19 protein-coding genes and 12 tRNA genes are annotated in these 22,054 nt (G+C 42.8%); 7 read left to right on the plus strand and 24 right to left on the minus strand.

Annotated features, from left to right (window positions below):
• The first annotated feature begins 10 nt into the window (after window positions 1-10).
• Together PPIS_RS08295 and PPIS_RS08300 are read left to right on the plus strand one after the other, a co-directional pair.
• Complete coding sequence (locus tag PPIS_RS08295; protein WP_010371166.1) at window positions 11-1,039, plus strand: helix-turn-helix domain-containing protein; 1,029 nt, start codon at window positions 11-13, stop codon at window positions 1,037-1,039.
• Window positions 1,040-1,108: 69 nt separating this feature from the next.
• Window positions 1,109-2,236, plus strand: a complete 1,128-nt coding sequence (locus PPIS_RS08300; protein WP_010371163.1) for a nuclear transport factor 2 family protein — start codon at window positions 1,109-1,111, stop codon at window positions 2,234-2,236.
• Window positions 2,237-2,303: 67 nt separating this feature from the next.
• Here PPIS_RS08300 and PPIS_RS08305 read toward each other — a convergent pair whose 3' ends face one another.
• The 18 genes from PPIS_RS08305 to PPIS_RS08390 all read right to left on the minus strand — a co-directional run bounded on the left by PPIS_RS08305 (window position 2,304) and on the right by PPIS_RS08390 (window position 12,639).
• The gene (locus PPIS_RS08305; protein WP_010371160.1) at window positions 2,304-4,214 is read right to left on the minus strand and encodes a SurA N-terminal domain-containing protein; all 1,911 of its coding nucleotides are present in this window, start codon (window positions 4,212-4,214) and stop codon (window positions 2,304-2,306) included.
• A gap of 173 nt (window positions 4,215-4,387) precedes the next feature.
• On the minus strand, window positions 4,388-4,660 hold the full coding sequence (gene hupB / locus PPIS_RS08310; protein ID WP_010371157.1) for a nucleoid-associated protein HU-beta: 273 nt from the start codon (window positions 4,658-4,660) through the stop codon (window positions 4,388-4,390).
• Between the two features lie 216 nt (window positions 4,661-4,876).
• Window positions 4,877-7,234: an endopeptidase La gene (gene lon, locus PPIS_RS08315; protein WP_010371154.1), complete on the minus strand. Its 2,358-nt coding sequence runs from the start codon at window positions 7,232-7,234 to the stop codon at window positions 4,877-4,879.
• Window positions 7,235-7,527: 293 nt separating this feature from the next.
• On the minus strand, window positions 7,528-8,811 hold the full coding sequence (clpX, locus tag PPIS_RS08320) for an ATP-dependent protease ATP-binding subunit ClpX (RefSeq protein ID WP_010371151.1): 1,284 nt from the start codon (window positions 8,809-8,811) through the stop codon (window positions 7,528-7,530).
• A 122-nt stretch (window positions 8,812-8,933) separates the two neighbouring features.
• Window positions 8,934-9,551: an ATP-dependent Clp endopeptidase proteolytic subunit ClpP gene (gene clpP, locus PPIS_RS08325; protein WP_010371147.1), complete on the minus strand. Its 618-nt coding sequence runs from the start codon at window positions 9,549-9,551 to the stop codon at window positions 8,934-8,936.
• Between the two features lie 332 nt (window positions 9,552-9,883).
• On the minus strand, window positions 9,884-11,188 hold the full coding sequence (gene tig, locus PPIS_RS08330; RefSeq protein WP_010371144.1) for a trigger factor: 1,305 nt from the start codon (window positions 11,186-11,188) through the stop codon (window positions 9,884-9,886).
• Between the two features lie 277 nt (window positions 11,189-11,465).
• A tRNA-Pro gene (locus PPIS_RS08335) sits at window positions 11,466-11,542 on the minus strand.
• A 21-nt stretch (window positions 11,543-11,563) separates the two neighbouring features.
• Window positions 11,564-11,640, minus strand: a tRNA-Pro gene (locus tag PPIS_RS08340).
• 21 nt (window positions 11,641-11,661) lie between these two features.
• A tRNA-Pro gene (locus PPIS_RS08345) sits at window positions 11,662-11,738 on the minus strand.
• A gap of 21 nt (window positions 11,739-11,759) precedes the next feature.
• Window positions 11,760-11,836, minus strand: a tRNA-Pro gene (locus PPIS_RS08350).
• A 21-nt stretch (window positions 11,837-11,857) separates the two neighbouring features.
• A tRNA-Pro gene (locus tag PPIS_RS08355) sits at window positions 11,858-11,934 on the minus strand.
• 21 nt (window positions 11,935-11,955) lie between these two features.
• A tRNA-Pro gene (locus PPIS_RS08360) sits at window positions 11,956-12,032 on the minus strand.
• A gap of 21 nt (window positions 12,033-12,053) precedes the next feature.
• Window positions 12,054-12,130: transfer RNA gene (locus PPIS_RS08365), tRNA-Pro, on the minus strand.
• A 21-nt stretch (window positions 12,131-12,151) separates the two neighbouring features.
• Window positions 12,152-12,228 (minus strand) — tRNA-Pro (locus tag PPIS_RS08370).
• Window positions 12,229-12,249: 21 nt separating this feature from the next.
• Window positions 12,250-12,326: transfer RNA gene (locus tag PPIS_RS08375), tRNA-Pro, on the minus strand.
• A gap of 19 nt (window positions 12,327-12,345) precedes the next feature.
• A tRNA-His gene (locus PPIS_RS08380) sits at window positions 12,346-12,421 on the minus strand.
• Between the two features lie 24 nt (window positions 12,422-12,445).
• Window positions 12,446-12,522 (minus strand) — tRNA-Arg (locus PPIS_RS08385).
• A gap of 40 nt (window positions 12,523-12,562) precedes the next feature.
• Window positions 12,563-12,639: transfer RNA gene (locus tag PPIS_RS08390), tRNA-Pro, on the minus strand.
• A gap of 419 nt (window positions 12,640-13,058) precedes the next feature.
• Between PPIS_RS08390 and folD the strand changes: the two genes are divergently transcribed.
• Window positions 13,059-13,913 (plus strand): bifunctional methylenetetrahydrofolate dehydrogenase/methenyltetrahydrofolate cyclohydrolase FolD, encoded by an 855-nt coding sequence (gene folD, locus PPIS_RS08395; RefSeq protein ID WP_010371140.1) that lies wholly within the window; start codon window positions 13,059-13,061, stop codon window positions 13,911-13,913.
• A 62-nt stretch (window positions 13,914-13,975) separates the two neighbouring features.
• On the opposite strand, the gene PPIS_RS08400 is transcribed toward folD, so the two are convergent.
• The 3 genes from PPIS_RS08400 to prmB form a co-directional block, all read right to left on the minus strand.
• Window positions 13,976-14,407, minus strand: coding sequence for a hypothetical protein (locus tag PPIS_RS08400; RefSeq protein WP_010371137.1), 432 nt, complete (start codon window positions 14,405-14,407; stop codon window positions 13,976-13,978).
• Between the two features lie 66 nt (window positions 14,408-14,473).
• Window positions 14,474-15,571: a chorismate synthase gene (aroC, locus tag PPIS_RS08405; protein WP_010371135.1), complete on the minus strand. Its 1,098-nt coding sequence runs from the start codon at window positions 15,569-15,571 to the stop codon at window positions 14,474-14,476.
• 47 nt (window positions 15,572-15,618) lie between these two features.
• Window positions 15,619-16,554: a 50S ribosomal protein L3 N(5)-glutamine methyltransferase gene (prmB, locus tag PPIS_RS08410; RefSeq protein WP_026000853.1), complete on the minus strand. Its 936-nt coding sequence runs from the start codon at window positions 16,552-16,554 to the stop codon at window positions 15,619-15,621.
• Between the two features lie 96 nt (window positions 16,555-16,650).
• Here prmB and smrB (PPIS_RS08415) point away from each other — a divergent pair, with 96 nt between their 5' ends.
• The 4 genes from smrB (PPIS_RS08415) to PPIS_RS08430 all read left to right on the plus strand — a co-directional run bounded on the left by smrB (PPIS_RS08415) (window position 16,651) and on the right by PPIS_RS08430 (window position 19,102).
• Window positions 16,651-17,202: an endonuclease SmrB gene (smrB, locus tag PPIS_RS08415; protein WP_010371129.1), complete on the plus strand. Its 552-nt coding sequence runs from the start codon at window positions 16,651-16,653 to the stop codon at window positions 17,200-17,202.
• Between the two features lie 235 nt (window positions 17,203-17,437).
• Window positions 17,438-17,680, plus strand: a complete 243-nt coding sequence (locus PPIS_RS08420) for a hypothetical protein (protein WP_010371126.1) — start codon at window positions 17,438-17,440, stop codon at window positions 17,678-17,680.
• Window positions 17,681-18,072: 392 nt separating this feature from the next.
• A complete protein-coding gene (gene smrB / locus PPIS_RS08425; RefSeq protein ID WP_010371129.1) occupies window positions 18,073-18,624 on the plus strand; it encodes an endonuclease SmrB in 552 nt (183 codons plus the stop codon).
• A gap of 235 nt (window positions 18,625-18,859) precedes the next feature.
• On the plus strand, window positions 18,860-19,102 hold the full coding sequence (locus PPIS_RS08430) for a hypothetical protein (RefSeq protein WP_010371126.1): 243 nt from the start codon (window positions 18,860-18,862) through the stop codon (window positions 19,100-19,102).
• A 422-nt stretch (window positions 19,103-19,524) separates the two neighbouring features.
• Here the strand turns inward: PPIS_RS08430 and PPIS_RS08435 are convergent, their stop codons facing one another.
• The 3 genes from PPIS_RS08435 to PPIS_RS08445 all read right to left on the minus strand — a co-directional run bounded on the left by PPIS_RS08435 (window position 19,525) and on the right by PPIS_RS08445 (window position 22,041).
• Window positions 19,525-20,130, minus strand: coding sequence for a peroxiredoxin (locus PPIS_RS08435; RefSeq protein WP_010371125.1), 606 nt, complete (start codon window positions 20,128-20,130; stop codon window positions 19,525-19,527).
• 321 nt (window positions 20,131-20,451) lie between these two features.
• Window positions 20,452-21,165, minus strand: coding sequence for a fatty acid metabolism transcriptional regulator FadR (fadR, locus tag PPIS_RS08440; RefSeq protein WP_010371123.1), 714 nt, complete (start codon window positions 21,163-21,165; stop codon window positions 20,452-20,454).
• 168 nt (window positions 21,166-21,333) lie between these two features.
• The gene (locus PPIS_RS08445; RefSeq protein ID WP_248694141.1) at window positions 21,334-22,041 is read right to left on the minus strand and encodes a hypothetical protein; all 708 of its coding nucleotides are present in this window, start codon (window positions 22,039-22,041) and stop codon (window positions 21,334-21,336) included.
• Window positions 22,042-22,054: the final 13 nt, after the last annotated feature.

Genomic DNA, 22,054 nt, shown 5'->3' on the forward strand with positions numbered 1-22,054 from the left:
GGAATGAGAAATGGATTTTAGCGCCCATCTGTTATTTTTCTTCTCACTTGTTGGAGTATTTAACGGCTTTATTCTCAGCGCCCTACTGCTAGTAAAATTTCAGGAGGCAAAGGCACTGCGCTGGGTGTCGGTGCTGCTCATTTTACTCTGCATTCGAATTGGTAAATCAGTCCTTTTTTACTTTAACCCAGAGCTGGATAAAACGATTCTACAAATAGGTTTGAGTGCCTACTTTTTGCTTGGCCCCTGCCTGCTCAATTTTGTACTTGCAAGCTACAGTAAAACCAGAAATCGTTATCTAACAATGCATTTTTTGGCTTTAAGCGGCTTTATTATTGGATTTGGTATATTTATGCCCTATCAACTTCACCCTGAAATTTGGCAAACTTGGGGTTACAAAGGCACATCCTATTTTTGGCTAGGTTATTTACTGATAAGTTCTTATACTTTTTACTGCTTAACAACATCTAAAAGCGCAAATAACAACGCCGAGTTTCATCTATCTTTGGTTGTGATCTGCGGTTGCTGGCTCATTTGGGCCGCGTATTTCTTTTCGTCATTCACTTCTTACATCACAGGAGCACTCACGTTCAGTTTTGTGCTCTATTTAAGTATCCTTTTCGCACCCAAATTACTACGAAAACCAACTGCTAATGAAAAGAAATATGCCAATACGCACATAAGCGACGATGAATATAATCAGCTCGTAGCCAAACTTGAGTCGCTAATGTCAGAAAGCAAGCTATTTACTGAGCCGGATTTAACGCTACCCCGATTAGCTAAACGATTAGGAACAAGCCACAACAAATTATCGCAAATAGTGAACCGTCACTATCATTGTAACTTTAAACAATATCTCAATGGCTTGAGAGTTGAATATGCGAAACACTTGCTTTCGATCACCAACATGCCGCTGGAACACCTTGCACTAGAGTGTGGTTTTAATTCTGCATCCACGTTTTTTGCCGCATTTAAGAAGCTTACGGGGTACTCTCCAAATAGCTTTAAGCACTCCGAAAACATACTCTCAGACTCCTAAAATATACTCTAGGTGACTGCTTTAATTAAATAAGTTTATGTTTCTTCTGAGTCATTACAGGAGAAACTTATGACCCTATCAAAACTAGTACCATTGTTATTTTTACTACTTATCCAAACCAGCAACGCCGTCGCTTTTGAGGATGAGACCGCTAAAATTACCGCTGTATTAAACCACTATATCAGTGGCACCGTGAACAACCAGCCTGAAGTGATAAGAAAAGCGTTTCATCCCGATGCGATGCTTATTTTAGAAAAGTCAGACCAAGCGATGTGGCAAGTCCCGTTGAAAGAGTATTTGAGTTGGTATAAAGGCTCTAAAAAAGACACTGGCAGGCGCGCCAAAATTCTAAATATCAGCGTGAATGACCACCTTGCACAGGCCAAAATCCGTATTGATATATTGAAGTCAAACGTGCAGTACATCGATCACCTACTCCTAAAGAAAATAGCTGGCACATGGCAAATCATCAGTAAATCGGCGCAGCAAACCACGCTAACTTCCGAGCAAGTAACGAACTTAGGTCGCCGAGTGCTCATTGTCGCATCAAGCAAGGCCTTTCACGGCGATAGTCAGCTGCCAGCTGGCACGAGCTTCGAAGAGCTATTCAGTGCCTATGACGTATTTACTCAAGCAGGACTAATTGTTGATTTCGTCAGCACACAAGGTGGCGCGTTAAACCTGAGCTATATAAATACTTCAAACGGCGAACATAAAAAGTACCTTTACCAACCTGACTATATGTATGCGCTCAGCAACACAATGCGCCCAGCAGAAGTCGACCCTAGCCAATATGCGGCAATCTATTATGTTGGCGGCAGCAATGCCATGTATGAAGTAGCGGAAAACCCTACTCTACAGCGTATTGCTATGCATATATATGAACAAAACCAAGGTGTTGTTGCCGCCGTATGCCATGGTACAGCAGGTATCGTTAATTTGCGCTTGAAAAATGGCGAGTATCTCATAAAAGGAAAGCAAATCACCGGTTACCCTACCGCATTTGAAAATCCAGATAGAGCGTATTTCAAGCATTTTCCTTTTCAAATTCAGCCTAAAGTGGAAGAGCTTGGAGGGAATTTTGTATATGGAGAGCGGGATGCGTCTTTTATCAAGGTAGATAGCCGCATAGTGACGGGGCAGAATTATCAGTCTTCACAAGCGGTTGCAAGCACCGTACTTGAGCATATTCAATAATACCGATATCCCTTCACAAGGCATAAAAAAGGCGCCGTGTTGGCGCCTTTCTGCTATCTAAAAACGATTATTGCTGCTCTGTGACCTGTAACTGTGGTCTTTTCACTTCAGACTTAGCTTCTAGTGCTGCTAGTAGCTCAAGATAGTTTTTGTTTGCATAAGAAGCCGTGATTGACTGCTTCTGCTGCGCATCAACTTTGCCATCAACTTCAGGCGTGGTTACAGACTTCAGCACCACAAATGCCGAGTCACCATTACCAAGCTCTACAAGTGCAGATTCTGTTTCTGCTACACCAGGCTGAGGCAATTTAAATGCTTCTGCTGCGATAGCTGGCGGTACGTCGTAGCTACGACGCTTAAGCTCAGTCACGCTTTTCACTTCGATATTTTGTGCTTTGGCAATCTCAGCTAAAGTAGAACTACCTTGTAGTTGCTCAAATAGTGACTGTGCTTTCTCTGCAATTAATGTCGACGCTTTTTCATTGCTCAACTGCGTTTTGATCTGCGCGCTGACTTCCTCAAGAGGCTTCGTCGCAGCCGCTTTATGCTCAGCAACACGGACGACTACGATATGCTCAGGTGCAACTTCTAACACTTCTGAGTTTACGCGGTCTTCTAGCAGCTCTGGCGTGAAGATAGTATTGCTTATCGCTGGTGAATTAAGTGGCTCAGGAAGCGCATTACGACTTACCAGCTCAGTTGATTTGATTTCAACGCCAGCGGCTTCAGCAGCGTCTTGTAGCGAGTCAGCCATTTCAAAAGCAAGTTCAGCTACACGGGTTTGCTTTTGATAGAACGCATCGATCTTGGCAGCTTTTTCAAGCTCTGCACGAAGGTCGTCTTTTACGTCTTCAAAAGATTGTGCCTGTTGGCGCTGAATGTCTGTTAGCTTGATAATGTGAAAACCAAACTCAGATTCAACCACTTCAGATACATCACCTACCTCGGCAAGCGTAAATGCTGCATCTTCAAACGCCGGATCCATCATGTCTCTTTCAATCCAGTCTAGGTCTCCGCCAAGCTCAGCGCTCACCACGTCGTCAGATTTTTCTTCTGCAACAACGGCAAAATCAGCACCGTTATTCAATTCAGCCAGAATTTCATCTGCTTTTTGTTTAGCGGCTTCAGCATCTTCGCTTGCATCAACAAGAATGTGTGACACGCGGCGTCTTTCAGGTTCAAGATATTGGTTTTTTTGCTCTTCGTAATACGTTTTTAACGCTTCTTCAGTCACTGGTTCTGCAGGCGCTAAATCTTCAGCTTTTAGCTCGATATAGTTAACCGCGACTAATTCTGGGGCTTGGAACTGAGTTTGATTCAAGTCGTAGTAGTTCTGAACTTCTTCATCTGATACTGACACTTCATCTTTCACCAACTCTTTGCTTAATACTGCATAGTCGATAGCACGAGTTTGTTGCTGTAGCGCAATAGATTGCTGAAGTTCGTTTTTCAATACAAAATCAGTGCCTGCAACCGCAGAGATTAACTGCGCACGAGTCATCTCGTCACGAAGATATTCACGGAAACTATCTGGCTGGAAGTTCATTTGACGGATAACTTGTAGGTAACGGTCGTTACTGAATTCTCCACCATTTTGAAAATATGGCATTTCAACAATCGCTTTTTTAACCTGCTCGTCGCTTACACGAAGACCAAGCTCTTTAGCTAGTTGGGTTTGTAATTCTTGTTGTACTAATTGATCAACAACACCTTGGCGAATTTGCGCCATATAATTAGGATCGGCTGCAATCTGTGCAAAGTATTCGCCAAACTGTTGCTCTAGTCGTGCACGTTCATTTGAGTAAGCACGAGAAAACTTAGTTTGTGAAATCTTTACTCCGTTCACTTCTGCGACAGGCTGCTCTGTGGTTTGACCTAGGTAACCACCGATCCCTGCTAACGCAAAAGATAAGATGACTAAACCTAATACGATTTTAGCCGCCGGGCCTTGCGAGCCTTCTCTGATCTTTTCAAGCATTTATTGTTTCTCTTATCTAAGTCAAAGCACCTAAGCACTTTGTGTTTGCTAGATTTGGGTTAAGCATTACACCAATCAGATTAGTGATGGTATAAAAAAAGCGTATCTTAGCAGATACGCCTTTTATCTTGAAGCAGTTCGCGATGACTCTGCACCGCCTAATTCAAATTGAATTAGTTTACTGCGTCTTTAAGCGCTTTACCCGCTTTGAAAGATGGGATGTTAGCTGCTGCGATTTGAATAGTCTCACCAGTTTGTGGGTTACGACCAGAACGTGCAGCACGCTCGCGCACTGAGAAAGTACCAAAACCTACAAGTGCAACAGAGTCACCGTCTTTTAGTGCACCCGTTACAGACTCAATGAATGAATCTAGCGCACGACCAGCAGCCGCTTTAGAAATGTCAGCATCAGCTGCGATTTGATCGATTAATTGAGATTTATTCACAATATCATCCTCTTCCATAGTTATTGTCAAAAGTTACTTCTTACTGGTAACTTTTGCTATTCATTTAGAGACATCACAGCGACTCTCTAATTCTCGAAATCTTTCTCAAGCCTAGTGATTACGGGGCTTCCGAACCAGTAGGCTTGAATACAGTGCCTAACTTAACACACCTTTTAGATTTGAAAAGCCTTTTCACTCAATTTTTTGGCTTTTTTCTTAGTTTTTTTGCGATTCCACACTAAAACTGTCTATTGGGTGCGCTAACGCCAGTGATAATACCTCATCAATCCATGACACCGCATGAATATCAAGCCCTTCAAGAACATTCTCTGGAATTTCTTTTAAGTCACGCTCGTTCTTTTTCGGTATTAGAACTCGCTTAATTCCACCACGGTGTGCTGCCAATAATTTCTCTTTCAGACCACCGATAGGCAGAACTTCACCACGCAAGGTAATTTCACCTGTCATCGCAACATCTGCACGTACTGGATTGCCAGTAAGGCTTGATACTAAGCCCGTTACCATCGCAATACCGGCACTCGGGCCGTCTTTTGGTGTTGCACCTTCAGGAACGTGAACATGAATATCACGTTTTTCGTAGAAATCGTCATTAATGCGTAATTTGTCAGCACGGTTGCGCACCACCGTCATTGCCGCCTGAATTGACTCTTGCATCACATCGCCCAGCGAGCCGGTGTAAGCAAGTTTGCCTTTACCTGGTACTGCCGCACATTCGATAGTGAGTAAGTCACCCCCGACTTCTGTCCATGCAAGACCGGTAACTTGACCAACTCTATCGCCATCTTCCGCCTTGCCGTAATCGTGACGTTGTACACCTAAGAAGTCTTCAAGGTTTTCTTGGTTAATCACAACTTGCTTAACATTTTTATCTAGCAAGATGTTCTTAACTGCTTTTCGGCACAACTTAGATACTTCGCGCTCTAGATTACGGACACCCGCTTCACGCGTGTAGTAGCGGATAATGCCAATGATCGCGCTGTCTTCAATATTGATTTCAGACTCTTTTAATCCATTGCGTTTCACTTGCTTTGGAATTAAGTGCTGCTTGGCAATATTCAGCTTTTCGTCCTCGGTGTAACCAGAAAGACGAATGACTTCCATACGGTCTAATAATGGACCTGGAATGTTAAAGCTATTAGAAGTCGCAACAAACATAACATCAGACAGATCGTAGTCCACTTCTAAATAGTGGTCTGCAAAGTTGCTATTTTGCTCTGGATCTAACACTTCTAGTAGAGCCGATGCTGGGTCGCCGCGCATATCCGATGACATCTTATCGATTTCATCCAACAAGAAAAGCGGGTTCTTCACGCCAACTTTCGACATGCTTTGGATAAGCTTACCCGGCATTGAGCCAATATAAGTTCGTCTGTGTCCGCGAATTTCAGCTTCGTCGCGCACGCCACCGAGCGCCATACGTACGTACTTACGACCCGTAGAACGCGCGATAGATTGACCTAAACTGGTTTTACCAACGCCTGGAGGGCCGACTAAGCATAAGATAGGACCTTTAAGCTTATTGGTGCGCTGCTGTACCGCTAGATATTCGATGATGCGGTCTTTCACTTTCTCAAGACCATAATGATCGGCATCAAGTATCTTTTGCGCACCAGCTAGGTCTTTTTTCACCTTTGAGCGCTTTTTCCAAGGTACATTGATCATCGTCTCAATGTACGAGCGCACAACCGTCGCTTCCGCAGACATAGGTGACATCATTTTAAGTTTGTTAAGCTCTGAAAGCGCTTTTTCTTCCGCTTCTTGCGGCATATTCGCTTCGCTAATACGCTTTTTCAGGGCTTCAAATTCGTCAGGTACATCATCCAGCTCACCAAGCTCTTTCTGAATAGCTTTCATTTGCTCATTCAGATAGTACTCACGTTGGGATTTCTCCATTTGCTTTTTAACGCGTGAGCGGATCTTTTTCTCTACTTGAAGTAGGTCAATCTCGCCTTCCATCAACGCCATCAAATACTCAAGGCGTTCGGTCACATCGTTAATTTCTAACACCTTTTGTTTTTCAGGTACTTTAATTGGCATATGAGCAGCCATCGTGTCCGCTAAGCGTGCAGCTTCATCAATACCCGATACTGACGTTAGTACCTCTGGTGGGATCTTTTTATTTAGCTTCACATAGCCTTCGAATTGGCTAATTGCGCTGCGAACTAATATGTCTTGCTCTTGCTCATCTACATCCTGAGATGGAATATACTGAGCTTGCGTCAAGAAATATTCGTCTGTAATTAGAAACTCATCTATTTTTGCGCGTTGAGTACCTTCAACCAGCACTTTCACTGTGCCATCAGGTAGTTTGAGTAACTGTAGTACCGTTGCAATGGTACCAGTCTGATAGACATCATCAGTGCTTGGGTCATCAACTGAGGCGTCTTTTTGCGCAACTAAAAAGATTTGCTTGTCATTGTCCATCGCAGCTTCTAGGCATTTTATTGATTTTTCTCGGCCTACAAACAGCGGGATCACCATATGCGGATACACCACTACATCGCGTAGCGCTAGCACAGGAATTTCTACTCGATCCGTTCTTTCAAGCGTCATTATGTTCTCTTCGCACTTCAATTAATTTTGGGAATACTGAGCTATATGGGGATAACGCAGATAAAGTTCAATAGTTTATAGTAATCCGCATCAAGTAGAGATCAATTTAACGTATAAAAAGCTTAGTGTTGACACTCAATTTACCGTGGTGAAATGTATAAAAAATTCACCCTAAAAACTTGTCTCACTATTGCCTTTGATCGTTATAGCAATTTGACTATATTGGTTTCTATCTGATGTGGACTAAGAAATAAAAAGGAGCACTAGGCTCCTTTTTTCAATTTCATACTGAGCTATTCAGACGCCGCTTTTTCTTTACCGTTATTTTCGTAAATCATAATAGGGTCTGATTCGCCTTTGATCACTGTTTCATCAATGACGACTTTACTCACTTCTTCTAGTGAAGGAAGCTCATACATAGTATCAAGCAATACGCCTTCAACAATCGAACGCAGACCACGGGCACCCGTTTTACGCTCCATCGCTTTATGAGCAATCGCTCGTAGCGCATCTTCACGGAATTCAAGGTCAACACCTTCCATCTTAAATAGCGCCGCATACTGCTTAGTAAGTGCATTCTTAGGCTCATTTAAAATTTCAATTAGTGCTTCTTCGTCTAGTTCAGTCAAAGTCGCGACTACAGGCAAACGACCAATAAATTCAGGAATTAAGCCGTACTTAACTAAATCTTCAGGCTCTACGTCTTTAAACGTTTCGCTTAATGAGCGCTCAGAGTCTTTAGATTTAACTTCAGCACCAAACCCAATTCCAGTATTTTTTGTACTACGCTGCTCGATGACTTTATCTAGGCCTGCAAACGCACCACCACAGATAAACAAGATCTTAGAAGTATCTACTTGTAAAAACTCTTGTTGCGGGTGCTTTCTACCACCTTGTGGCGGAACAGATGCAACCGTGCCTTCAATCAGTTTTAGTAGTGCTTGTTGTACACCTTCACCTGACACATCACGGGTAATTGATGGGTTGCCAGATTTTCTTGAAATTTTGTCGATTTCGTCAATGTAAACGATACCACGCTGTGCTTTCTCTACGTCGTAATCACATTTTTGCAGAAGCTTTTGAATGATGTTTTCAACATCTTCACCCACATAACCGGCTTCGGTTAATGTCGTTGCATCTGCCATTGTGAATGGAACGTCAAGTAAACGTGCAAGCGTTTCTGCTAAAAGGGTTTTACCACTACCCGTTGGACCAATTAGTAGAATATTACTCTTACCAAGCTCTACATCACCTTTGCCGCCTTGGTTACGCAGGCGCTTATAGTGATTATAAACAGCAACAGACAAGACTTTTTTAGCGTGGTCTTGACCTATCAGATAATCATCTAAGTGATTTCTGATCTCTTTTGGCACAGGTAATTTATCAGACGCGTCATGCTTAGGCGCAATATCTTTGATTTCTTCCCTAATAATGTCGTTACAAAGTTCAACGCACTCGTCACATATATAGACAGATGGACCGGCAATTAACTTACGAACTTCATGCTGGCTCTTACCGCAAAATGAGCAGTAGAGTAGCTTGCTATTCTTATCGCCGTCTGTTGGAGTGTCTGACATTCAGCTACCTCATTCAATTGCTGTTATCTCTAGATAACATCGTATTTCTTTTAACTATACCAAAGAAATTTGGCTTTGGCACAGTAGAAGCCGATGAATTCAATTCATCGGCTAATTCATAATCACTTAAGCTCTCGACGAGAGTGAACCGCATCAATCAGGCCATATTCTAACGCTTGATCTGCAGTCATAAAGTTGTCTCGATCTGTGTCATGCGCAACCACATCATAAGGTTGACCAGTGTGTTCCGCCATTAAGCGATTCAATTTTTCTTTGATCGCCAAGATTTCACGGGCGTGAATTTCAAAATCAGAAGCCTGACCTTGGAAACCACCTAAAGGTTGGTGGATCATCACACGAGAATTAGGTAAGCAATAACGTTTACCTTTAGCACCGCCAGATAGCAAAAATGCCCCCATACTCGCAGCTTGACCAACACAAACCGTACTAACGTCAGGCTTGATAAAATTCATCGTGTCGTAGATTGACATCCCAGCAGTCACAGAACCACCTGGCGAGTTGATATACAAGAATATATCTTTGTCAGGGCTTTCTGATTCCAAGAACAGCATCTGCGCCACAATTAGATTGGCCATATGGTCTTCGACTTGACCAGTTAAGAAAATAATACGGTCTTTTAGCAGTCGTGAGTAAATATCATAAGAACGCTCGCCTTTAGCCGTTTGCTCCACGACCATAGGTACTAACGCATTGATTGGATCGATCATACCATCATTCATGTTTTTTATTCCTTATTAGCACAGAATCTATTGCGTATTCGCAACAATTTTATTGGACTTAGCGCGGTCCATAAAAACATTCTGTGATCGGTGTTTAGGCTAATACTTTTTTGAGCGAATTGAAACGAGTAGATATAACTGTAGCAGTAATACTCAACGAAACCTGACTCGTAAAATAAGTATAGCTAATAAAATAAGCCATGCCTCAAGATATAAGTACTTAATGCTTCAATATCAAGGCCTAAAAACAAAAATGGCCCGAATTCTCTATTAGAGTAACTCGAGCCATTTAAACTTCAGCTTAGCTGTAAGTCAATGATTTCTTCAAAGACTTATTGAGCAGCCTGTGGATTCATGATGTCGTCGAATGACTTTTCAACATCAGAAACAGATGCAGCAGCAAGTACTGCTTCAACTGCTAGCTCTTCCATCGCAACGTTGCGCATTTGCTGCATTAGCTGATCGTTTGCTTTGTAGTATGCCACTACTTCACTTGGATCTTCGTATGCAGAAGCAACTGTGTCGATTAGTTCAGCAACTTTATCTTCATCAACTTTGATGTCGTTCGCTTTGATCACTTCACCTAGTAGTAGGCCAGTTTTCACGCGAGTTACTGCTTGCTCGTGGAATAGCTCAGCTGGAAGCTCAGGCATGTTTTGTGCGTTGCCGCCAAAACGTTGTGCAGCTTGTTGACGAAGTGCATCGATTTCTTGGTCGATTAGTGCTTTTGGCACTTCAACTTCGTTAGTTTCTAGAAGACCTTTGATAGCTTGATCTTTCACGTTCGCTTTAACCGCTTGGTTTAGCTCACGCTCCATGTTCTTCTTAACTTCTTCTTTAAGTGCGTCAACGCCGCCTTCAGCAACACCAAACTTAGTTGCGAACTCGTCAGTTAGTTCAGGAAGCTCTTGAACTTCAACTTTCTTCACAGTGATTGTGAATTGAGCCGCTTTACCTTTTAGGTTTTCAGCGTGGTATTCTTCAGGGAAAGTGACGTCAGAAACAACTTCCTCACCTGCTTTTTTGCCAACGATACCGTCTTCAAAACCTGGGATCATACGACCTTGACCAAGCTCTAGAGGGAAGTCTTCAGCTTTACCGCCTTCGAACTCTTCACCGTCGATTGTACCAACGAAATCAACCGTTACACGGTCTTTTTCGCCAGCTGCAGCATCGCTCTCAGTCCAAGAAGCGTGTTGCTTACGAAGCGTTTCAAGCATGTTCGCTAGGTCTTCATCAGTGACAGAAACTGCTGGCTTCTCAACCGCGATTTTGTCTAGATCTTTAAGTTCAACTTCTGGGTATACTTCAAAAGTTGCGTCGAATTCTAGATCTTTACCAGCTTCTAGTGACTTAGGAGCAAAAGATGGTGCGCCTGCAGGGTTGATTTTCTCAGCAATGATTGCTTCGATATAGTTACGCTGCATCAGATCGCCAGCAACTTCTTGACGTACAGCCGCGCCGTAACGCTTAGTGATGATTGACACTGGAACCTTACCAGGGCGGAAGCCATCGATACGCTGTGTTCTTGACAGTTGTTGTAGGCGTTTTTTAACTTCAGTCTCAACGTTCTCTGCAGGAACGGTGATGGTCAGACGGCGCTCAAGGCCTTGAGTCGTCTCAACAGAAACTTGCATGATTTACCTCAATCTTCATTTTTGGGCGACAAAGCACCTTCCTTACTAACAAGACAACCATCATGCTTTTTGTGGGCCTTCGGCTAAATTGCCAAACTCTCCGTTGCATGTGACGCTTGTTGCCTGCCCTACGGGCACTACGTTAATTAATAGACGCGGCATTATAACCTATTCAACGACGGAGTCGAGCAATCAGGTTAAATAATTAGGCATATTGGTGCTAATTGATTAAAAGTTAGTAAATTTGAAATAAATGACTGAGATACTAGAGAGAAAGTGGTCGGCGATGCAGGATTTGAACCTGCGACCCCTTGGACCCAAACCAAGTGCGCTACCAAGCTGCGCTAATCGCCGAACATATATATTTTGTAGAAGTGGTCGGCGATGCAGGATTTGAACCTGCGACCCCTTGGACCCAAACCAAGTGCGCTACCAAGCTGCGCTAATCGCCGAACATATATATTTTGTAGAAGTGGTCGGCGATGCAGGATTTGAACCTGCGACCCCTTGGACCCAAACCAAGTGCGCTACCAAGCTGCGCTAATCGCCGAACATATATATTTTGTAGAAGTGGTCGGCGATGCAGGATTTGAACCTGCGACCCCTTGGACCCAAACCAAGTGCGCTACCAAGCTGCGCTAATCGCCGAACATATATATTTTGTAGAAGTGGTCGGCGATGCAGGATTTGAACCTGCGACCCCTTGGACCCAAACCAAGTGCGCTACCAAGCTGCGCTAATCGCCGAACATATATATTTTGTAGAAGTGGTCGGCGATGCAGGATTTGAACCTGCGACCCCTTGGACCCAAACCAAGTGCGCTACCAAGCTGCGCTAATCGCCGAACATATATATTTTGTAGAAGTGGTCGGCGATGCAGGATTTGAACCTGCGACCCCTTGGACCCAAACCAAGTGCGCTACCAAGCTGCGCTAATCGCCGAACATATATATTTTGTAGAAGTGGTCGGCGATGCAGGATTTGAACCTGCGACCCCTTGGACCCAAACCAAGTGCGCTACCAAGCTGCGCTAATCGCCGAACATATATATTTTGTAGAAGTGGTCGGCGATGCAGGATTTGAACCTGCGACCCCTTGGACCCAAACCAAGTGCGCTACCAAGCTGCGCTAATCGCCGACTAATTTTGGCATGTAGATGGGGCGACTGATGGGACTTGAACCCACGACAACCGGAATCACAATCCAGGGCTCTACCAACTGAGCTACAGCCGCCACTACATGTGGATTAAAATAAGATGGCGCACCCTGAAGGATTCGAACCTTCGACCGACGCCTTAGAAGGGCGTTGCTCTATCCAGCTGAGCTAAGGGCGCAAACTCGTAAACATCTTCATGCTACTTCTTATTTTAAAAGTGGTCGGCGATGCAGGATTTGAACCTGCGACCCCTTGGACCCAAACCAAGTGCGCTACCAAGCTGCGCTAATCGCCGACTGTGACCTTGGAGAACTAAGAACCTTTTTATCGGTGAGTCCTCGTTGGCAACGGGGTGCATAATAGTGATTTGCCCGAAGTAGGTCAAATATTTTTTTTAGTTTTTGTTTCAACTGCCTAATTTTGCCACAAATTGTTGATAAAACAGCTGACTTAAACAATTTTTGAACGCTTCTTGTAGAACAGATCATGAAAACCTTTGCTTTTACGCAATGCAAACTTGGCGGACTGGCTGTTTTTTGAGAAAATAGCGGGCAAATGTCCTCCTTTGTAGTAACTAAAGAGACATATAAATAGAGCGACCCCATTTTTCATCTTTATAAGCAATCATTTCATCAATACATGAAAGTGCTTGTATAGAAGAATTTAAAGGCTCTATCATCGTTCAAGTTTTTTAACCCTTAATATAGGTCAATCATGACGGCAAACATCATTGATGGCAAAGCTATCGCGAAACAAGTTCGTTCTACTGTTGCACAACGAGTTCAAGACAGACTAGCGCAAGGTCTAAGAGCGCCTGGCTTGGCTGTGGTATTAGTAGGCCAGGATCCCGCGAGCCAAGTTTATGTTGGTTCAAAGCGTAAAGCCTGTGAAGAAGTCGGATTTGTTTCTAAATCTTTCGACTTACCAGGTGACACAAGCGAAGAGCAATTACTTGCGCTTGTTGATGAGCTTAATGCAGATCCTGAAGTTGATGGGATCTTAGTACAATTGCCGCTACCTGAAGGCCTAGACGCAGAAAAAGTGTTAGAGCGTATTGATCCTCATAAAGACGTCGACGGCTTTCACCCATACAACGTAGGCCGTCTTGCCCAAAGAATGCCAGCACTGAGACCTTGTACGCCAAAAGGGATCATCACCCTACTCGACTCTACCGGTGTTCGTTATAAAGGCATGCATGCTGTTGTGGTTGGTGCTTCAAACATCGTTGGTCGCCCTATGTCACTAGAGCTGCTACTTGCTGGTTGTACTACAACCGTTTGCCATAAATTTACGCAAGACCTCGAAACCCATGTGCGTCGTGCCGATCTATTGGTTGTGGCCGTAGGTAAACCTGAGTTTATTCCGGGTGACTGGGTTAAAGAAGGCGCGATTGTTATTGATGTAGGTATTAATCGCTTAGAATCTGGCAAACTGGTAGGTGACGTGCAATACGACATCGCAGAACAAAACGCGAGCTTTATTACCCCAGTGCCAGGTGGTGTGGGCCCAATGACCGTCGCAAGCTTAATCGAAAATACGCTAGAAGCGTGTGAAAAATATCACAGCTAAACGCTGTTAGTTTATAGCTATGATAAAAGCCTCAGCTGAGGCTTTTATTATTTTAAGCCTCATTAACTCATTAGCGTGTCCTTGTTCGCTTTGTTTTCTTCCTGAGTTACCGCTTCTCTCATCGCTTCTTGTAAGGCAGCCATCCGATCTTCTAATTCTTCAGGTGAAATTTTTCCCTCAGCCGCAAGCTTTTCAAGTTCTGCCATTTTCTCTTTTAATTCGTCAATTTTCTCTTTATTTGCCCCTAAGCGGCTAAACATTACCGCTTCTCTCATTTTTTCGAGAAATGACTGATTGCGCTCCACCACTTCATATTTATATGGCTCGTCGGCTTTATTATCGAGTGTAGGGGATGATTGGGCTGCGATGTTAGCAGCCGCGACATAGTCTTGCTCCTGCGCAGCGGTATTAGCTCGTTTAGTTTGGGCAAGGTTTTGCTGCTCGGAAACAGACTCAGTGGTACGAATTGCGGAGTGGGTTTGGTAAGTGATCATGATTGCTCTCCTTGATTTGTCCAAGAAAAGCAATCACTGTGCCAAAATTAGCTTACTCGCTACTGGCTAGATATGACCAGGAATTGGCTTGTGCGGCAAATTTACGTCTTGGTTTTGACCACGGTGACGTAATAAGTGATCCATGAGCGTAATGGCCAACATGGCTTCTGCGATTGGAATGGCACGAATACCAACACAAGGGTCATGGCGACCCTTCGTCACAACTTCTTGCGGTTGGTTGTGGGTATCAATACTCTGCCCCGGTACCGAGATGCTTGATGTCGGTTTTAGCGCAATTGATGCGATAATATCTTGCCCTGTAGAAATACCCGCTAAAACGCCGCCTGCATGGTTAGAGGTAAAACCCTGTGGCGTTAGCTCATCTCTATGCTCTGAGCCCTTTTGCTCAACCACATCAAAGCCATCACCAATCTCTACGCCTTTTACGGCATTAATACTCATCAAGGAGTGCGCTATCTCAGCATCCAAACGGTCAAACACAGGCTCACCTAAACCAACAGGCACATTTTTCGCCACGACTTTTACCTTCGCGCCGACTGAATCACCTTCTTTTTTCAGCGTGCGCATATATTCATCTAGCGCTTCTAGCTTAGATTCATCGGGAAAGAAAAATGGATTGTTTTCAACCGCTGACCAATCATAATGCTCGGCTTTAATCGGGCCTAATTGAGAAAGGCAGGCATTGATTTCGATGCCGTGGACTTGTTTGAGATATTTTTTTGCGATTGCACCTGCTGCAACGCGAATGGCAGTTTCACGTGCCGACGACCTGCCACCACCGCGATAATCTCTATGTCCGTATTTGTGCCAATAGGTATAGTCGCCATGACCCGGACGGAACAAGTCTTTGATGTTTGAGTAATCTTTTGAACGTTGATCGGTATTTTCAATCAACAATCCAATGCTCGTGCCTGTGGTCTTGCCTTCAAACACACCCGAGAGAATTTTTATCTCATCGCCTTCTCGGCGCTGTGTTGTGTAGCGGCTTTGACCTGGTTTACGTCTATCTAAATCGATTTGTAAATCAGCTTCAGTGATCTCAAGCCCTGGTGGTACACCATCTACCACGCCACCAAGCGCGGCGCCATGGCTTTCACCAAAGGTCGACACCTTAAATAATTGGCCAATGCTATTGCCTGCCATCGTTTTTCCTCATTCCTAAATAGACGATAGAGAGCATTGGCTCCCTATCAGTTTTTAAAGTATTCCAATAGTTGTTGTTTGGATACGACAAAGACCCCTAAACCACCATGCTCAAAGTCTAACCAAGTAAAAGGCGCTTCAGGAAATTGCTGCTCCATATGTACCATAGAATTGCCAACTTCGACAAATAACAAACCATCATCATTTAGATGGTCAGCCGCTTCTGCCAGTAGTGTGCGGGTCACATCAAGGCCATCTTCTCCTGACGCCAAGCCAAGCTCTGGCTCATGATGGAACTCCTCTGGCAGATCTGACATATCTTCTGCATCAACATAAGGAGGGTTTGCTACGATTAAATCGTACTTTTGACCCGGCACACCACTAAATACATCAGACTGGATAGCAAAGACTCTGTCTTGCATCATATGCTGATTGATATTGTGATCAGCCACTTCTAAGGCTTCAAAAGAAATATCTACTGCGTCTACTTGCGCGCGCTCAAATGCTTTGGCCAATGCAATCGCAATACAACCAGAGCCCGTACACATATCTAAAATACGCGTTACCTTATTCGGTGCAGCTACCCACGGGGCAAAATGTTTTGCGATTAACTCTGCAAATGGTGAGCGTGGCACTAATACGCGCTCATCAACATAAAACGGCATACCAGCAAACCAAGCTTGATTGGTTAAGTAGGCGACGGGAATACGCTGCTCGATACGTGCTTTGATAAACTCCATCAGATGCGCTTTTTCACTTTGCGTCATGCGCGCATGCATGATTTCTTTGGGGGCATCAATTGGCATATGCAACACCGGAAGCACTAAACTGACCGCTTCGTCCCAAGGATTATCCGTACCATGACCAAAAAACACCTCGTTACTCACAAACTGGCTCGCTGTCCAGCGCACCCAGTCCTGAATCGTATGTAAGTCTTGAAAGGCTTCAACGGCCATTTCTTCGGTAATAAGTGGTTGCGACATTTCCGTCATGATGACTCTCTAAAGATCAAACTATATGGCGCTATTGTAGCGGTTTTTAAGCTAGGTTTTTATGCTTTTTTTATTTAAAATGCCACCATGAACAGAGAATCTAACACTAATGCTGACCTAAATGACGATTTCGCGATGTTTCGTGAGTCTTTGAATGGTGTAAAACCCCTCAAACAAGATCAGGTGCAGCTCAAACAAAAGAAAAAAATTCAGAGCATTGAGCTGAAGCAACAAGTTAAGCAACAGCAATCTGAGTTTTACTTTTCTGACGAGTATATTCCTGATATTGATACGTCGGGAACCATCAATTTCGTAAAGCCCGGAGCTGATCGCTATTTAGCAAAGCAGCTAAGGCGTGGTGACTACGCACCCGAACTCATCTTAGATTTACACGGGCTAAATAAAGAAACAGTAAAACAAGAACTAGCAGCATTAATTCATGCTTGTAAGAAGCAGCATATTGCTTGTGCGTGCGTGGTGCATGGAATTGGTGAGCGTGTGCTTAAACATAAAGTACCGCAGTATCTTGTTCAGCATCCAGATATACTGGCGATGCACCAAGCACCTTTAGAATATGGCGGTAAAGGGGCAGTATTAATCTTGGTTGACCTACCTGATGACCCTAACTTTGGCCGTTAATTCGGCCCGAACATTGTTTTTTATCCTTTCTTGCTTCGCTTAATCCAGCCTTAATAAATTTAACTAAATCTTAGCCATTTCACCCATCCTACACTGGTCAAATTCACCACCCATTAATTCTCCTGTGCAAAATAAAAATTAAAGAATATAAAAATCAATAACATAAAAATTAAATTCATTTTGGCACAACCTTTGTAATAGTTATTGCGACTAACAAATTACAAGGAAACTTATTATGACTACTTTAGCGAAAATCACCATGACAACTTTATTGTTTACAGCAAGCATGACAACAACAGCTGCAGAAATTGATGCTTCATTACTTCAAGAAGTAAAAACCAAAGTAACGCAAGCTATCACAGAGTCAATCAAAGCGAATCTAGAAGAAATAAAAATTGAGACCAAACAGTCTTTAGAGAAAGCGTTTCAAACAACCAATAACAGCGAGCAAGAAAAAAAGGAAGAGACTAATGATTAATGAACTCGAATTTCTGAGTCTGCTCGCAACTCCCGTGATCAGTTTATTTGCCGCTTACTTAAGCATTCAACTGATAAAATCACTGGGTCAGTTTATCAACTTTAACTAGCATGGCACTTGCTAAAGTAGGCAAGGTAGCCGAGTAGTCAAAGTATCATACCAATTGAATTAATTCTCTAATCAATTTGTAGGATGAAATAGCATATTAGCGTCGTTAAAAATTTCTCATTTAGAACAACTAAATAGCAAAATTTTTGCCTAGCGGCCATTTCTTCGGTAATAAGTGGTTGCGACATTTCCGTCATGATGACTCTCTAAAGATCAAACTATATGGCGCTATTGTAGCGGTTTTTAAGCTAGGTTTTTATGCTTTTTTTATTTAAAATGCCACCATGAACAGAGAATCTAACACTAATGCTGACCTAAATGACGATTTCGCGATGTTTCGTGAGTCTTTGAATGGTGTAAAACCCCTCAAACAAGATCAGGTGCAGCTCAAACAAAAGAAAAAAATTCAGAGCATTGAGCTGAAGCAACAAGTTAAGCAACAGCAATCTGAGTTTTACTTTTCTGACGAGTATATTCCTGATATTGATACGTCGGGAACCATCAATTTCGTAAAGCCCGGAGCTGATCGCTATTTAGCAAAGCAGCTAAGGCGTGGTGACTACGCACCCGAACTCATCTTAGATTTACACGGGCTAAATAAAGAAACAGTAAAACAAGAACTAGCAGCATTAATTCATGCTTGTAAGAAGCAGCATATTGCTTGTGCGTGCGTGGTGCATGGAATTGGTGAGCGTGTGCTTAAACATAAAGTACCGCAGTATCTTGTTCAGCATCCAGATATACTGGCGATGCACCAAGCACCTTTAGAATATGGCGGTAAAGGGGCAGTATTAATCTTGGTTGACCTACCTGATGACCCTAACTTTGGCCGTTAATTCGGCCCGAACATTGTTTTTTATCCTTTCTTGCTTCGCTTAATCCAGCCTTAATAAATTTAACTAAATCTTAGCCATTTCACCCATCCTACACTGGTCAAATTCACCACCCATTAATTCTCCTGTGCAAAATAAAAATTAAAGAATATAAAAATCAATAACATAAAAATTAAATTCATTTTGGCACAACCTTTGTAATAGTTATTGCGACTAACAAATTACAAGGAAACTTATTATGACTACTTTAGCGAAAATCACCATGACAACTTTATTGTTTACAGCAAGCATGACAACAACAGCTGCAGAAATTGATGCTTCATTACTTCAAGAAGTAAAAACCAAAGTAACGCAAGCTATCACAGAGTCAATCAAAGCGAATCTAGAAGAAATAAAAATTGAGACCAAACAGTCTTTAGAGAAAGCGTTTCAAACAACCAATAACAGCGAGCAAGAAAAAAAGGAAGAGACTAATGATTAATGAACTCGAATTTCTGAGTCTGCTCGCAACTCCCGTGATCAGTTTATTTGCCGCTTACTTAAGCATTCAACTGATAAAATCACTGGGTCAGTTTATCAACTTTAACTAGCATGGCACTTGCTAAAGTAGGCAAGGTAGCCGAGTAGTCAAAGTATCATACCAATTGAATTAATTCTCTAATCAATTTGTAGGATGAAATAGCATATTAGCGTCGTTAAAAATTTCTCATTTAGAACAACTAAATAGCAAAATTTTTGCCTAGCTACTAAAGCTATTTCTCCGTTTCAAATAGCTTATTTGCTAAATACATTTTTTGGTATTACCCTGAGAAAGCTATTGAGGTATCAGTAGCCATTAAAAAACCCGCCAATTGGCGGGTTTCTTTTTTGATATCAGCGAGATATCACAAAGTCGACACTAAATTATAGTGCGCCTTCGTTTTCAGATAGGAACTTAGCAACACCTTCAGGGCTTGCATCCATACCTGCTTTACCTTCAGTCCAACCAGCTGGACATACTTCACCGTGCTCTTCGTGGAATGCTAGTGCATCAACCATGCGAAGCATTTCGTCGATGTTACGGCCTAGTGGTAGGTCGTTAACTACTTGGTGACGTACATTACCTTCAGCATCGATTAGGAAAGAACCACGGAAAGCAACACCAGCTTCTGGGTGCTCAACGTCATATGCTTGACAGATTTCGTGCTTAACATCAGCGATTAGATCGTATTTAACTTGACCGATACCGCCTTCGTTTACTGGAGTGTTACGCCATGCGTTGTGTGAGAATTGAGAATCGATAGAAACACCGATCACTTCAACACCACGCTTTTGGAACTCTTCGTAACGCTTGTCGAACGCGATTAGCTCTGAAGGACAAACAAACGTGAAGTCTAGTGGGTAAAAGAAAACAACCGCTTTTTTACCTTTAATACGCTCGTGCAGGTTGTAGCTATCTACGATCTCACCGTTACCTAGTACTGCTGCTGCTGTAAAGTCTGGTGCCTTGCGGCCTACTAATACACCCATTTTTATCTCCAATAGTTAGGTTTATTTCCAATCTTATCTTGGTATCTCGTGTCGAGACCAAAATATCTTGTTCATAATATTGTGGCGTGCTTATGAAAAAACAACCCTAGCTAAATTCATAACCAAAGTCTCTTTGTCATTCTCACCACCAAAAACTGCGCCTAGTGTATTTGGCAAGTGCCATAATTAACAATCGAATTTACCGATAGCACCAATCTATAAATTCGATGAGACGCAAATACCTCCGCTCACGATGCCATTCGGAGATCAAAAAAGGCTTCACAAAGAAGCCTTTTTAAGATGTCTATCACTCAGTGGACATTAGTCCATGATATTTTCTGGCATATCACCGCGGATCTGCTGCCAAATTTCACCCGATTGGTGACCATACTTACGCATCAATGAAATAGCACCATCGTGTTCTTGATTTTCTGCCAGTTTGGTTAAATCTGCATAGAACTGTCTCGCCAGTCCTCGTGTTCTTGAATCAGAAAAGTAATGGCAACCAATTTTTGAGTATAACCCTCTGAAGCCATTTAAAATAAGCACGTAAATTTTGTTTTGCCCTGCACCTGCCAGCTCATGGTGAACTTGGTAGTCATAATCGGCAAACGCTTCTGCGGTGTCTTCTAGCTCTTCATGCTTAGACAAAATATCGATAACACGCTGCGGGTTGAATTTTATCGCCGCACGCGTATAGATAGCACTAATATTGGTACGCGCTGACAGCAGCTGATCGGTCAGCTCAGGCATCTTATCTTCATCAAGACGCGCTAAGGTTTCTAATATATTAAGCCCTGATGTTTCCCAAAAGTTATTTACTCGGGTTGGCTTACCATGTTGGATAGTCAACCAGCCATCACGAGCTAGCCTTTGTAATACTTCGCGCAGTGTTGTTCTTGTTACACCAATGAGTTCAGAAAGCTCACGCTCAGCAGGTAGAATGGATCCCGGAGGGAATTCGCCGTTCCAAATTGACTCAACAATATATTCTTCAGCAAATCCAGCTGGGCTCTTGGCTTTGAAAATTCTCATCTCACACCACTTTATTATTACATCAATGCCTTGATTGGCAGGTTGTGCTTGTTAATCCACTGATTGTACCAGATGAAGCTCAACTAACAAGCTACAAATCACCCTAGCTGAAAATAGCCATGTTTAATGCCGGTGAGATTGTGATGTGGTGTGAGACTTAAAACTCAATTAAGGCGATATAGACTTGGCCTGAACGAGCTCATCTTCGCTAAACACTGAGCTGTTAATGTAAACAAATTGCTCCTCATCAGACCATCCAGCCTCTGCTTTCATTTTGTATAACTCAAATGCTTCGTAGTACGGATCGGTATCGTATTCGTTTTCTACCATTGCCCATGCTATCCAACGCGAAACGGTATAATCGCAACCAGCCAATTGGTATAGCGGCTCACTTAAAAAGCAAAGTGCTTCGTAACCTTCTCCACCACAGTGTTTCTTGATAATTTCAGACAGTGCATCATCTAAATGTATGGTGGGTGGATCCGCATTTTTAAACACTTCACACCTTAGCGTTTCACTGCCTCGATAAACACGATATTTCTCAGTGGAAGACTTTTCACTATTTAACTCAATAAGTGCTTGATCGCCGAATGCTTGAAGCACAATCTCTATATTTTCATTGAGTTGATTTATCTTGCTTAAGAGTGTTTCATCATCAGTATCTGTAGATTGCGGACACACTTTTCTGACTTCATTCACTCTTTTAAGTATTCGCTTGCCATTTGGAAATATTGAAAAGCAGGCTTCGAGCTTTTCATCATCTAGTTTCCATATGTCGAAATGAAGAGCATAATCCTCCCTGATATCAGGCATTGAGTCAGTCGACTCTCCTAATACTTCTCTCCACTTCCTTTGCCAATGTTGTTGATTGCTCATATTGTTTTATGTT

The organism is Pseudoalteromonas piscicida, from assembly GCF_000238315.3.
GTDB lineage: Bacteria > Pseudomonadota > Gammaproteobacteria > Enterobacterales > Alteromonadaceae > Pseudoalteromonas > Pseudoalteromonas piscicida.

Excerpts from the sequence above, each read along its gene's own strand:
- fadR (WP_010371123.1), bottom strand. The coding sequence starts at position 21,165 with ATGAGAATTTTCAAAGCCAAGAGCCCAGCTGGATTTGCTGAAGAATAT.
- PPIS_RS08300 (WP_010371163.1), top strand. The coding sequence starts at position 1,109 with ATGACCCTATCAAAACTAGTACCATTGTTATTTTTACTACTTATCCAA.
- PPIS_RS08430 (WP_010371126.1), top strand. The coding sequence starts at position 18,860 with ATGACTACTTTAGCGAAAATCACCATGACAACTTTATTGTTTACAGCA.
- smrB (WP_010371129.1), top strand. The coding sequence starts at position 16,651 with ATGAACAGAGAATCTAACACTAATGCTGACCTAAATGACGATTTCGCG.
- PPIS_RS08435 (WP_010371125.1), bottom strand. The coding sequence starts at position 20,130 with ATGGGTGTATTAGTAGGCCGCAAGGCACCAGACTTTACAGCAGCAGCA.
- folD (WP_010371140.1), top strand. The coding sequence starts at position 13,059 with ATGACGGCAAACATCATTGATGGCAAAGCTATCGCGAAACAAGTTCGT.
- PPIS_RS08420 (WP_010371126.1), top strand. The coding sequence starts at position 17,438 with ATGACTACTTTAGCGAAAATCACCATGACAACTTTATTGTTTACAGCA.
- clpX (WP_010371151.1), bottom strand. The coding sequence starts at position 8,811 with ATGTCAGACACTCCAACAGACGGCGATAAGAATAGCAAGCTACTCTAC.
- lon (WP_010371154.1), bottom strand. The coding sequence starts at position 7,234 with ATGACGCTTGAAAGAACGGATCGAGTAGAAATTCCTGTGCTAGCGCTA.
- clpP (WP_010371147.1), bottom strand. The coding sequence starts at position 9,551 with ATGAATGATGGTATGATCGATCCAATCAATGCGTTAGTACCTATGGTC.
- prmB (WP_026000853.1), bottom strand. The coding sequence starts at position 16,554 with ATGTCGCAACCACTTATTACCGAAGAAATGGCCGTTGAAGCCTTTCAA.
- PPIS_RS08445 (WP_248694141.1), bottom strand. The coding sequence starts at position 22,041 with ATGAGCAATCAACAACATTGGCAAAGGAAGTGGAGAGAAGTATTAGGA.
- aroC (WP_010371135.1), bottom strand. The coding sequence starts at position 15,571 with ATGGCAGGCAATAGCATTGGCCAATTATTTAAGGTGTCGACCTTTGGT.
- smrB (WP_010371129.1), top strand. The coding sequence starts at position 18,073 with ATGAACAGAGAATCTAACACTAATGCTGACCTAAATGACGATTTCGCG.
- PPIS_RS08305 (WP_010371160.1), bottom strand. The coding sequence starts at position 4,214 with ATGCTTGAAAAGATCAGAGAAGGCTCGCAAGGCCCGGCGGCTAAAATC.
- PPIS_RS08295 (WP_010371166.1), top strand. The coding sequence starts at position 11 with ATGGATTTTAGCGCCCATCTGTTATTTTTCTTCTCACTTGTTGGAGTA.
- tig (WP_010371144.1), bottom strand. The coding sequence starts at position 11,188 with ATGCAAGTTTCTGTTGAGACGACTCAAGGCCTTGAGCGCCGTCTGACC.
- PPIS_RS08400 (WP_010371137.1), bottom strand. The coding sequence starts at position 14,407 with ATGATCACTTACCAAACCCACTCCGCAATTCGTACCACTGAGTCTGTT.